Source organism: Sphaerochaeta sp., from assembly GCA_022482495.1.
GTDB lineage: Bacteria > Spirochaetota > Spirochaetia > Sphaerochaetales > Sphaerochaetaceae > RUG023.
Genome location: JAKVPA010000011.1, coordinates 1 through 12,379 on the forward strand (window position 1 = coordinate 1; position 12,379 = coordinate 12,379).

7 protein-coding genes and 2 rRNA genes are annotated in these 12,379 nt (G+C 57.5%); 6 read left to right on the forward strand and 3 right to left on the reverse strand.

Features of this window, described 5'->3' with window-relative positions:
- The first annotated feature begins 103 nt into the window (after positions 1-103).
- Together LKE28_10350 and rrf are read left to right on the forward strand one after the other, a co-directional pair.
- A 23S ribosomal RNA gene (locus LKE28_10350) occupies positions 104-3,046 on the forward strand.
- 66 nt (positions 3,047-3,112) lie between these two features.
- Positions 3,113-3,226 (forward strand): 5S ribosomal RNA (gene rrf, locus LKE28_10355).
- A 97-nt stretch (positions 3,227-3,323) separates the two neighbouring features.
- On the opposite strand, the gene LKE28_10360 is transcribed toward rrf, so the two are convergent.
- Positions 3,324-4,535 carry an ISL3 family transposase gene (locus LKE28_10360; GenBank protein MCH3908604.1) on the reverse strand — a complete coding sequence of 404 codons (1,212 nt, stop codon included), beginning with the start codon at positions 4,533-4,535 and terminating at the stop codon, positions 3,324-3,326.
- A 401-nt stretch (positions 4,536-4,936) separates the two neighbouring features.
- Here LKE28_10360 and LKE28_10365 point away from each other — a divergent pair, with 401 nt between their 5' ends.
- From LKE28_10365 to LKE28_10380, 4 genes are all read left to right on the forward strand, one after another.
- Positions 4,937-5,488: an HAD family hydrolase gene (locus LKE28_10365; protein ID MCH3908605.1), complete on the forward strand. Its 552-nt coding sequence runs from the start codon at positions 4,937-4,939 to the stop codon at positions 5,486-5,488.
- 61 nt (positions 5,489-5,549) lie between these two features.
- The gene (locus LKE28_10370; GenBank protein ID MCH3908606.1) at positions 5,550-6,542 is read left to right on the forward strand and encodes a dihydroorotate dehydrogenase-like protein; all 993 of its coding nucleotides are present in this window, start codon (positions 5,550-5,552) and stop codon (positions 6,540-6,542) included.
- A gap of 1 nt (position 6,543) precedes the next feature.
- Positions 6,544-7,680: a glycerol acyltransferase gene (locus LKE28_10375; GenBank protein MCH3908607.1), complete on the forward strand. Its 1,137-nt coding sequence runs from the start codon at positions 6,544-6,546 to the stop codon at positions 7,678-7,680.
- Positions 7,664-8,251 (forward strand): hypothetical protein, encoded by a 588-nt coding sequence (locus LKE28_10380; protein MCH3908608.1) that lies wholly within the window; start codon positions 7,664-7,666, stop codon positions 8,249-8,251. The genes LKE28_10375 and LKE28_10380 overlap by 17 nt, the downstream gene beginning before the upstream one ends.
- Here the strand turns inward: LKE28_10380 and mutL are convergent, their stop codons facing one another.
- A complete protein-coding gene (mutL, locus tag LKE28_10385; protein MCH3908609.1) occupies positions 8,252-10,039 on the reverse strand; it encodes a DNA mismatch repair endonuclease MutL in 1,788 nt (595 codons plus the stop codon). It abuts the gene before it with no gap.
- Entirely contained in the window at positions 10,039-12,372 is a 2,334-nt protein-coding gene (locus LKE28_10390) for a hypothetical protein (protein ID MCH3908610.1), read from the reverse strand. Before LKE28_10390 ends, mutL begins: the two co-directional genes overlap by 1 nt.
- Positions 12,373-12,379 lie beyond the last annotated feature (7 nt).

Genomic DNA, 12,379 nt, shown 5'->3' on the forward strand with positions numbered 1-12,379 from the left:
GCTAGGGCATCGGCTTTGCAAGCCGAGGGTCGGGGGTTCGAACCCCCCTGCCTCCAGTGGAAGGTTTTTTTACAGTTGAGCGAGAGGACGGGAAGGATGATATGGTCAAGCGAAGGAAGGGTTCGCGGAGGATGCCTGGGAGCCGCCAGGCGAGGAAGGGCGCGGCAAGCTGCGAAAAGCCGGGGGGAGGAGCCGACATCCCGAGATCCCCGGGTGCCCGAATGGAGTAATCCGCGCGGAGCAATCCGCGCGCCGCGGTGCTGAATACATAGGCGCCGCGGGGAGAGACGCAGGGGAGTGAACCATCTAAGTACCTGCAGGAAAAGAAATCAAACGAGATTCCCCCAGTAGCGGCGAGCGAACGGGGAGGAGCCCAAACCGCGGGCCTTCGGGGCCGCGGGGTTGTAGGGGTGCGCCTGGGATTTGGTCCCGGCGCGCGCCGCATGCACAGCGGAACGGTCTGGGAAGGCCGGCCGGAGCGGGTGAGAGCCCCGTACGCGAAGTGGATGCGGTGGCGCTGGGCGCGCTGCCTGAGTACGCCGGGACACGAGGAATCCCGGCGGAAACAGGGGGGACCACCCTCCAAGGCTGAATACTCGGCGGCTACCGATAGCGTATAGTACCGTGAGGGAAAGGTGAAAAGGACCCCGGGAGGGGAGTGAAAGAGAACCTGAAACCGCGGACCCACAAGCGGTCGGAGCCATGGCGACATGGTGACGGCGTGCCTTTTGTAGAATGAGCCTGCGAGTTGCCGTGCGCGGCGAGGCTAAGGGACAGGAGTCCCGGAGCCGGAGGGAAACCGAGTCCGAAGAGGGCGACGAGTCGCGCGGGGCAGACCCGAAGCCAAGTGATCTAGCCGCGGCCAGGCTGAGGCAGGGGTGGAACCCTGTGGAGGGCCGAACCTAAGTCCGCTGAAAAGGGCTGGGATGAGCTGCGGCTGGGGGTGAAAGGCCAAACAAACTTGGAGATAGCTGGCACTCTCCGAAATAGCTTTAGGGCTAGCGTCGCGCGGACCGCGCGGGAGGTAGAGCACCGGATAGGCGAGGGGCCGTCACTGGCTGCCGAGCTTAACCGAACTCCGAATGCCCGCGCGCCATACGCGGCAGTCAGGCGGCGACTGATAAGGGCCGTCGCCGAGAGGGGAACAGCCCGGACCGCCGGCCAAGGTCCCGAATGCGCGCCGAGTGGGAAAGGAAGTGCGGATGCACAGACAGCCAGGAGGTTGGCTCAGAGGCAGCAACGCCTCCAAGGAGTGCGTAACAGCTCACTGGTCGAGTATCCGCGCGCCGATAATGTAACGGGGCTAAGCGCGCAACCGAAGCCGCGGGGGCGGGCGCCGTAGGGCGTCCGTCCGGTAGGAGAGCATCCCGCATACGGGAGAAGCGGGGGCGGGAGCCCCCGTGGACGGGGCGGGAGAGAGGATGCAGGCATGAGTAACGTGAAAGACGGGTGGGATCCCCGTCCGCCGGAAGCCTGAGGTTTCCAGGGTAAAGGCAATCTGCCCGAGGGTCAGCCGGCCCCTAAGCCGAGGGTGAAGACCGTAGGCGATGGGAAGCGGGTCAACAATCCCGCGCCGCCGGGCGCTTACGATGGGGCGAAGCATTGCGCAGTACGCCGCGGGGCGGCGGTATGCCCCGCCAAAGCCGCGAGGCGCTGAGGGGTCCAGGGAAGTCCGGGCCCCGAGCCGAGCGGTGAGGGAGGGTCCTTACGGGGGCCTGAAGGGTGTGCTGTGCGGTGACGAGAAAGAACCCCTGGGTGCTACGCCCGGGACCGTACCAGAGACCGACACAGGTGGGCGAGCTGAATATGCGAAGGCGACGGAAGAGTTCGCGTCAAGGAACTCGGCAAACTGCATGCGTAACTTCGGGATAAGCATGGCCCCCGCGAGGGGGCCGCAGAGAAACGGCCCATGCGACTGTTTACCAAAAACACAGGTCCGCGCGAACCAGCGATGGGAGGTATGCGGACTGACACCTGCCCGGTACCGGAAGGTCAAGGGGAGCCGTCAGCGCAAGCGAAGCGGCGAGCCCAAGCCCCGGCAAACGGCGGCCGTAACTATAACGGTCCTAAGGTAGCGAAATTCCTTGTCGGGCAAGTTCCGACCCGCACGAATGGTGTAACGATATGGGCGCTGTCTCGACGCGAAATCCGGTGAAATTGAAGTCCAGGTGAAGATGCCTGGTACCCGTGGTTAGACGGAAAGACCCCGTGAACCTTTACTTCAACTTGGCGTCGGCGCGCGGACAGGGATGTGTAGGATAGGTGGGAGGCAACGAAGCGGGGCCGTCAGGCAACGCGGAGCCGCCGGTGAAATACCACCCTTCCCTTTCCGCGCGCCTAACCCGGGCCGCGAACCGGTCCGGGGACTGGGCCAGGCGGGAAGTTTGACTGGGGCGGTCGCCTCCTGAAGGGTAACGGAGGCGCGCGAAGGTCGCCTTAGGACGGTCGGGAATCGTCCGGCAAGCGCAAAGGCACAAGGCGGCCTGACTGCGAGGCGTACATGCCGGGCAGACGCGAAAGCGGGTCTTAGTGATCTGGCGGTGGCGTGTGGAAGCGCCGTCACTTAACGGATAAAAGGTACTCCGGGGATAACAGGCTGATCTTGCCCAAGAGTTCACATCGACGGCAAGGTTTGGCACCTCGATGTCGGCTCATCGCATCCTGGGGCTGGAGCAGGTCCCAAGGGTTTGGCTGTTCGCCAATCAAAGCGGTACGCGAGCTGGGTTCAGAACGTCGTGAGACAGTTCGGTCCCTATCTGCCATGGGCGCTGGACGTCTGAGGGGTCCTGCCTCTAGTACGAGAGGACCGAGGTGGACGGACCTCTGGTGTACCGGTTGTCCCGCCAGGGGCAGCCGCCGGGTAGCCATGTCCGGAAGGGATAAACGCTGAAAGCATCTAAGCGTGAAGCCCCCCCCAAGATGAGACGTCCCCGAGGGTATAACCCTCCTGAAGGAACCAGGGAGACTACCTGGTCGATAGGCCGGGGGTGCAGGCGCCGCAAGACGCACAGCCCACCGGTACTAATCAGCCGTGAGGCTTGGCCATATCATCGTTCCCGCCGTCGCGGGGAGGCTCGGGGGGCGTCCGTCCTGCGGACGGACCCGGAGCCGGCCCGGTGGCCACAGCAAGGCGGACATACCCGTTCCCATCCCGAACACGGTCGTCAAGCGCCTTCGCGCCGATGGTACTGCGGTTCTTCCGCGGGAGAGTAGGTAGCTGCCGGGCCCTTTCTTTTTCCTTTTCCAACACCCTTTCCCAAGGGTGTTTTTCTTTGCCCAAAAAGAACAAGGAAATTCTGATCCTCTCATGAAAAACGGCTCAATCATAAATCCTGTGGGATTTTCTCAGCCACAGGGTTTCTGACATAGCCTTTCCTGCTTGCATCAAAGAGCTTGAGGAAGAAGTAATCGTCATCAGGGTAACCATACCCTTGCCTCCTTAGGGTCTTGATCCGGTTATTGACGCCCTCGATCTTTCCAGCAGAGATATCATAGGTTGCATGGGCGATGATTCCCTCGAAATGGTTGTCCAGCAGTCTTCTGAACCAGAGCAGGTGCTTGTTGCCGGTAGCCATGCACATGTCCATGATTTCTGAGATTGCTCCGGCCATGGATGGCTCATCGGTCATCTTGTAGGCCTCGCAGAGTTTCTCCTTGATCAAGTCCAGCGTGAACAGGAGCTTGTTCTGCCTGATGAGATCCTCATATCTGGCTAGATGTCCGTCCTTGCGGACTACCTGCTCCTTGCTGAACAGCGAGCTTCCCTCGCTAAGAATCTTCCCATCCTCTGCCTCCTGGTCCTTCCTTGCAAGGGTCTGCTTGGAAGAGGTAAGGATATATCTGCTTCCCTTGAGGGATTTTGCAGCCTTCTCATCCCCCTCTGCAATGAGCCGTCTCTGCTCGTCCTTACGGATTTGGCCCACCACCTTGTCGTTGAAGTTCTTGACGATGTGAAAAAAATCGAAAACCGTCTGGATGTGGGGGCAACGGTCTTCAAATGCCTCCTGGAAGTCGCTGTTCATGTCGCAGGCGACCGCCTCAACCCCTTCCATCCACTCCTTGCCCACGTGCTCGATGAACGAGTATACCGAGGCCTTCTTCTTTCCGTGGGCGAGCCACAAAATGTGGCCGGTCTCCATGTCTATGATGATCACCGCGTACTTGTGCCCGTCATGGAGCTTGAACTCATCGATGCCCAGGAACCTCGCCTGCCTCTCGGGCTGGATGAGGCGCTCTCCGTCGACGGTGTACTTCTCTTTCAGACGCTTCAGGTCGATGTCCTTGACGGTATTCCTACCGAGCCCGGTGATATACGCAACTTGCTTGTTGGTAAAGCCATAGGCGAGCAGGTCCCTGGTGAAGTTCAACAATTCAGAGCTGATGCGGTGTCCCTTTGCCTGGAAAGGAACGTCCTGCATATGGCTGTGGCCGCATCGGGGACAATAATAGCGCAGCTTGGTGAACCTGAGACAGCTCAACTTGTCTCCGAAACACAGATGCCTCAGGGTGGCCTCACAGCGGTCATGGATGTGCATCGAGCTTCCGCATAATGGACACAGGCAATCATCGGCACTGCTCGCAAGCTCTCCTTTGAGCAGGTACATCTCTCTGTTTGATACAGTCTTTACTATCTCCGTGGTACGATTGGTGAAGCCTACCAATTCTGAGGGCAACATGATACAGTGCATCTAGGGCTGTCTTCCTTTTCTGTTGAGTGTGGTAACTAAACATTACAGGGACGGCCCTTCCTTATGCAATCATCTTCATTTCCTCTGATGTTCTCGATTCCCTATATGTTGACAGCTCTATCCAATCCCACAGAAAAAGTGATTGAACCTGAAAAACTCATACAATCCTTCAATCGAGTTGATTGACTACGTGAAAACAGTGAACGTACGATACGAATGATTCGTAGACCATTGGGAAAGGAGTTGCCATGCAACCGTTGATCATCTTCATGGACAGTGGAGATACCTTGGTGGATGAATCCACCGAAGTACGAGACCGTCCCGGTGGAATGGTAAGGTCTTGTTCTCTGTTTCCCGGAGCTACGGAAGCCATACGCAGTCTCTGGAGAAAAGGATACTGCATCGAATTGGTCGCAGATGGACTGGTATCGTCGTTCCTGAACATCTATCAACAACAGGGATTGACGGAATGCTTTGCAGCATGGACCGTCTCCGAAGCAGTGGGTGCGGAAAAACCGGATCCTCGGATGTTCCGTACGGCGTTTCGGAATCTGGGGCTTTCCGAGGATGCAGAGACGAAACAGCGTGTCGTAATGGTGGGGAACAATGTTGTACGGGATATCCGTGGGGCCAAAGCGTTCGGCATCCGAAGCATTCTTGCCAGATGGTCGCCCCGGTACGACTACACGATTCACGGAGAGGAAGAACGCCCCAATTATGTGCTGGATTCCATCGGAGGACTGGTGCCTTTGATCGACCAGATCACCTCCCTCCTTCTGTCTGACACATCTGTCTCGTGAAACTGGAACAATCGCTTCGTTTCATGATATACTGCATCGTAGCTGTTGGTCGGAGGAGGACATGATGCAGGACCTTAGCACTCGCTATCTCGGGCTCCAACTGAAGAACCCCATCATAATCGGAAGCGGACCGTATACGTCTACACTTGACAATCTGAAACGATGTGAGGACAGTGGCGCCGGTGCCGTGGTTCTCCGTTCGATCTTTGAAGAGGAGATCGAGCAGACCGCCCAGAACGCGATTGATGAGAATGAACCATTCATGACGCACAGTGACGGCGACGCCTATGTGCGGGAGCATACCGCAGAGCGCGCCATGGAACAGTATCTTGATCTTCTTTCCGGCGCGAAGAAATCCCTCTCCATCCCCGTCATCGCTTCGTTGAACTGCAAGAGCGCCGGGACGTGGACGGAATATGCCAAACGGTTGGCGAAAGCCGGAGCCGACGCCATTGAGGTCAACCACTACACGGTGGCTGCGGACAAAGAGGTCAGCGGGCAAGAGATGGAGAAGCGGTTCCTCAAGCTGGTACGCACGGCGCGTGCCTCCATTTCCCTCCCACTCACCGTGAAAATGGGAATGTTCTATTCTTCCCTGTCCAACCTGTTGTACACGTTCAATGGAGAGAAGATCGACGGCGTGGTGCTGTTCAACCGGTTCTTCCAGAACGACATTGACATCAACGGACAGAAGCTCAGTCAGCATCCCGCGTTGAGTTCCCCGGATGACTATCTCATCCCGCTTCGCTGGACGGCATTGATGAGCGCCCAATTGAAAATGGATATCTGCGCTTCTTCGGGTATTTGGAGCGGGGAGACGGTGGTCAAGCAATTGCTTGCAGGAGCAAAAGCGTGTGCCGTCTGTTCCGTTGTGCTGAAGAAAGGGCCGTCCGTCATCGGAGAGATGCTTTCCTTCCTGAGTGACTGGATGGACCAGCATGGTTACGAGAAGATTGCAGATTTCAACGGCAAGCTTGCCCAGACGAACATCGACCATCCGGAACTCTGGGAACGCAGCCAGTACATGAAGGTCGTACAGGCCAAAGAGGTGTAAGGTGGATTTCAACGCGTATCGTGACATCGCGCCGTATCGTGGCAAAGACGTGGAGGACGCCGTCCAGCGGGTCATCGCCAACGCGCCCTCCGTCCAGCAGATGCTGACCGGTCTGCAGTGCAAGGCGGACCGGTTTGACACGGCAAAGACAAAGGCGTATCTGGAGCATGTCATCACCCAATTGAAACGGGTCCATTCGTATGATGATTTCCAGCGATACGTCACGGCGGGAATTTTTCTTCCGTCCATCCTGAAGAACAGTTCCACCGGATTCTCCACCAGTGGGGTTGAGGGGATCGATCCTCATGAAGCATACTTTTTCATGAGCAACCACCGGGACATCATCCTTGACTGCGCGTTGATCGACCTGGCGCTTCTCCAAGGGGGCAGGGGAATGTGCGAGATGGCCATCGGGGACAACCTGCTGTACAACCAGTTCGTCATCGACCTGTTCAAACTGAACGGAGGCGTGACGGTCAAACGGACGCTTCCCATGCGGGAGAAATATCTGGAGTCCATCCGGCTTTCCCGATACTTCGTCGAGTTGATCACCGAAGAGAAGCACTCCATCTGGTGCGCACAGAAGAGCGGAAGAGCGAAGGATGGCATTGACGTGACCACGCCGGCTATCATCAAGATGCTGTATCTCTCCCAACGCCATCGTGACATTTCCTTCCCTGATCTGATCCGTGAATGCCATCTGGTGCCGGTCGCCGTCAGTTACGAGTACGACCCCAACGACATCAACAAAGGTCGTGAGGAAGTGGATATCGCTGTCAAAGGGTGCCATGAGAAGAAGAAGTACGAGGATTTGATCAGCATGATCCGTGGCCTGACCAAACCGAAGGGAAGAATCCACATCAGCTTCGGCACTCCGATCGTCGATGACTGCGACACCCCGCAGGCGGTGGCCAATCAAGTGGATCGGCAGATTCACTTGATGTACAAACTCTGGCCGACCAACTGCTTCGCCTATGATTACCTGGAGCAGAAACAGCTGTTCAAGGACGAGTACAAGGATTTTGACGGGGACGCGTTCCTTGCCCGGTACGCCCATCTCCAACCGGAGGTGCGTGAATTCGTTCTGAACAGTTTCGCCAATCCCGTCCGGTCCTATCTCCGTGCGAAACAAGGGTGAACGGTCTCTGATCATCCTTCTCCTGCTTGCTCTGGTATCCTGCACGCCCCAAGAGTTTTCGTTGGATGGGACGATAGGGTTTCCCGTATATGACGAGGATTCCAAAGCGGAATCCCTTGCGTTGTTCGCTACGTTCAACGTACCGACGGACCAACAGGTACAGATGGAGATCACCAGCCCTCAGGGGGATGTCTGGACGTTGATGGCTGACCCGGTGCAGATCGGAGAACTCTGGTACTGGGGGTCTTCCTTGTTGGAGCATCAGGATCTGCAGCCTGGCACGTACCACCTCAAGGCGATGCGTCGTGACGGCAAGGTGCTCCAGACGGATGTCTCCGTCCGATGGGATGGGGAACCTCCCGCGTTACCGGAAGCATTTGTCTCTGACGGTCAGTTACAGTGGAAGGGGAAAGCGACGCTTGCGTATCGGTTCCTTTCCTCCTCCGGTGTGGTCATATCCTCAGGAGAAGGGGAGAGCGGGGTGGTGATTCCCAAAGAGGCTGCACGTCTGGAGCTTTCCCACCATGATGATGGCACGAACTGGACGGTCCGTAGGACCATCCCGCTGTGATCACACGATCCGTCCCACCGCTTCCATCAGTTCTTTCTTTGATAAACGGATGACGAACGTCCGTCCATGGGGACAGACGGGATCTTCAAGCCGGAACACCTGACGCACCAGTTCCGCACCGGTGGCGCGGTCGACGACATCCCCCTGGCGGATCGCCTTGTGGCAGGAGACGATGGCATACAATCCTTTCTCCACTTCCTGGCTGGAACCGGTTTCTTCCCGGATGAAATCCACGATTTCTCCTTCGGTGTCCCGCATCAATGACGGGACGGAAAGAAGCTTCCACATCAACGGTTCCGTTCCTTTCTCCAGTTTGATCCCAAGATTCAGGTAGACATCAAGATTCTGGGCCAGGTAGGCGTCCACGTCAGGCGCCACTTCGAAGGACCGGGGCACCAGCAGTGTCTGCACCTGCTTGGTCGTTCGCAGTTCATCGAACAGGATCCGCTCGTGGGCGGCGTGCTGGTCGACCAAGTACAGGTCATCCCCTTTCTGTGCGATAAGGAACAGGTTGAATGCCTGGCCGATGTATACGATTGGCTGGTCCTCTTGCTGCTGGACATCCCAGCTGTCTGCGGCTTCCCGTGTCTTGTCCACTTCCATCCGTGCCTGGGGAGGACTCTGGAGGATCTCCCGTGCCTTGGAAAACCATTCAGGATCCAGAGGTTTTTCTCCCTGATAGGATGGTTGTGGTTCATGGCTTGCGGAAGGCGCGGCGTGTTCGGGACGTTCCTGATGGACGCTTTCCAACGGCAACGTCGGTTGGGCGACGGTGGTGGTCTGCACCACCATGCGCGGAATGGTCCGGCGCATGCCGCCTTGGATCAACTGGGAGACGGCATGGTGGACTTCCGCCTTGTTGCGAAGCTTTACTTCCCGCTTGGTCGGATGGATGTTGAAATCCACCAACGTGGGGTCGATGTCGATGAACAGGCTGCAGTAGGGAAAGGAACCTCCGGGAAGCATTTCCCCGTAGCCGTAGGTCACCGCCTGTACCAGCGCGTAATCTTCCACCGGGCGTTTGTTGACGAAGATGGTGATGCCGGATCGGTCGCTGCGGTGCAAGGCGGGGGAGGAGGTGACGGCATACAGACGGAACCGTTCCGATTGGGAGGAGAGCTCTTCCATTTCCGTGGCGTCCACCCGATGGTCCAGCTTGAGGATGTCGACGACTCTTCCCTTCGGTGTTGTTGCGGGAAGATTTGCCGTACGTTCTCCCTCCATATCCAGACGAAATTCCACCTGGGGGAACGCCATCGCCTTTTCCAGGAAGACGTTCCTGCACATCTGCGCTTCCGTAGCCGGTCGTTTGAGAAACTGGCGTCGGGCGGGGATGTCCATGAACAGACCTTCCACCGTCACCCGTGTTCCTTTGTCCGGACCACCGGGAACGATGGGATTTGTTTTTCCGTTATCAACCGTAATGCTGAAAGGTTCTTCTCCTGGTACCGCCGAAGCGATGGTCGTCCTGCTGACCGAACTGATGGAGTAGAGCGCTTCCCCACGGAACCCCATGGTGGAAAGATGGTACAGGTCATCCAGCGTATGCACTTTGCTGGTGGCATGACTGACACAGCACAGGGGAAGGTCTTCCTTCGCGATGCCATCCCCGTCATCCATCACGGTGATCATTCCCGTCCCTCCTTCGGTGAGGGCGACGGTGATCATCGACGGATGGGCATCAATCGCATTGTCCAGAAGCTCACGCACGACAGAAGCCGGGCGTTCGATCACCTCTCCCGCCGCGATACGGCGGGCCACCAACGGGTCGAGAACGGTGATATGCATCAAAGCTCCTTGCCCAAGGTATACGTGCACAGGACAAATCCTTGCAGAGGATTTGTGCCTGGCATTTTCCGCGCGCCAAGGGAGAAGGTGACATTGGAGATGGTATAACTCGTCGTCACCGATGCTGTCGCGTAATTGCTTTCCAGGTATTCCATGCCCGTCAACTGACCGATGCCGTAGATGGCATATCCTGCTTTCAAGGAGAACGATCCCAGAGACAGACGGAACGAAGCTTCCAGATAATCGGCGCCCAATGAGGTTGCGGCGTTCAGCATTCCCCGCGAGACGGTCGAACCGGTGATGACCAGCGGTTGCAGATACATCAGGGATGCGGAGAAGTACTTGCCCTGCCAATCAGCCTTTCCGACCACATCCAATGTGGAGGTGAAGGAAGTGTCGACGGAAGCGCGTGAGAACTCGCTGTCCATGAGTGGCATGACCACCCCTTTGTGGGTTTCGGCGAACATCTGGAACGTGAACCCTCCTCCACCCAATGAAAGACCGCCACTGACCAGATAGTTGGGGAAGCTGTCCGATGAGGAGCTGTCATAGATGCCGGTGATGTCAACCGCAGGGGAGACAGGCAGGTAGGAAGCGATGCCAAACAGGGCGTTCATGGCGAACAGCCGGGTCGAAACAACCGGGAGGTTCACGTTGAAGTACGGGTACGTTTCTATGGTGGAAGCATTGTTCAGACGATACTGCGCGCCAAGGGCCATTGAAATGGATTTCGCGTCGGGAGCGTAGGTGAAACTTACATTGCCGTACTGGAACTGGGTGTTTCCATCCAGCATTGGCTGGAAGGAGAGATCACGGAACAACATACGGAACGTCACAGTGCTGAAGCGGAGCGCCAGGAACGCGTTCTTTTCCCCTGTTTCAATGGTATTGCCGGAAGCGAGCAGCGACCCTTCCTCAGCGTAGTTGTTGGTATGGTCAATGGCAAAATAGAATGGTGCGGTTTGTTTTCCGATGGACAGCCCGTCAATGTAGTCCAACACGGACGCGATGGTCTGCAACATGGAGTCATGGGCGAAGACGGTGACGTTGGACTGGTAGGAGGTAAAATCGGAAGTGCGGGCGTACGCGTTAAGCTTCAGGGATAAATACTCGGAGTTGAAGAACGGTTTCGCGAACACGGCGTGTTTCATGCGCTGGGTGGTGTCCATGGTGAACTGGTAGGAGAGAGCGACGCCAATGACCGAGGGCCGTTTGCTGACGCTGGTGGTCAACGATGACACCGGAGCCGCGGCAGTGGCCGGCTCAGTGACGGTTTCTGCTTCTTTGGGCTCTGTTGTCACCTTAGCCTGTGGTTCTTCGATTGCTGTCTGTGGTGCCATCACGCGGATCTTGGTCGGCTTGAACACCGGTTTTCCGGGAGTCATCGGTGTGACCGTTATGACAAACGTGGTATGGTACACATTCTGTGATTGCGGCGTTTCTTCTGCCGGCTCGGGCTCCTGGGAGACGGTTTCCTTTACCTGCAGGGTTGTAGGTGCGGAAGGATTCTGGGGTGCCACGGAAGTGACGGAGAGGGACGCAACTGGGGGAGGCACCACTTCAACAGGAACGGAAGTGACGGTGAGGGACTGGGGTTCCGGAGCGATCCGCAACGTGTTTTCCGTTTCCGGTTTGACCGTAGCTGTCAGCGACGTGGGCGCGGATGGGGTGGTGTTGGCCTGAAGTGTTTTGGGCTCTTCCGGCGTCATCGCCGTGGTGGTGCTGGTGGGAGCCGAAGGTGTCACTGGCGTGATGACCGGTTGCAGGTTGTCCACCGCAACGCTCCGGTACTGGTCTTCAGTGGGAGTGAACGGGGATGTCGTGTTGGTTGCGACATCATAGGTGGTGGATGCGGAAACCTTCTGCATCCGTCCGGTGATGCCATTGACTACCCGGATGTCTCCTTGCCATACCGAGACGGATTCTTCTGTCTTTGTGCTGGCGATCAGGAATCCTGCAGGGCCTTTTGCCTGAAACTGCGTCACCGGAGTGCTGACGGTAAGCGTGCCGGCGAAATCCTCTTCCGTCCGGAAGGAGGCGGAACCGTCAACCAGGTACAGGGAAGGGGTGTCCGTGACGAGCGTGCCGGTGACCAACGTGGTGTCGCTTTCCAGGATGACCGTCCCCACGGGGGTCGTGATGATGATCTTCTTGTCACCGCTTGTGATGATCCAGCCGTTTCCGACCATGCCGGCCACTTGGTCCGTCAACGGCATTTCCTTCCCTTGGGCGTCATACAGTTTGAGCTCATCGGAACTGACCGAAAAGAGATCTGATGCGAACAGCGTACACGCCATCGCCAGGAGAAGAACCGTCACCAAGGTTCGTTTCATACCATCC

Bases quoted from the DNA above. Each gene is read 5' to 3' on its own strand.
- LKE28_10360 (MCH3908604.1), bottom strand. From the start codon at position 4,535: ATGCACATCCATGACCGCTGTGAGGCCACCCTGAGGCATCTGTGTTTC.
- LKE28_10365 (MCH3908605.1), top strand. From the start codon at position 4,937: ATGCAACCGTTGATCATCTTCATGGACAGTGGAGATACCTTGGTGGAT.
- LKE28_10370 (MCH3908606.1), top strand. From the start codon at position 5,550: ATGATGCAGGACCTTAGCACTCGCTATCTCGGGCTCCAACTGAAGAAC.
- mutL (MCH3908609.1), bottom strand. From the start codon at position 10,039: ATGCATATCACCGTTCTCGACCCGTTGGTGGCCCGCCGTATCGCGGCG.
- LKE28_10390 (MCH3908610.1), bottom strand. From the start codon at position 12,372: ATGAAACGAACCTTGGTGACGGTTCTTCTCCTGGCGATGGCGTGTACG.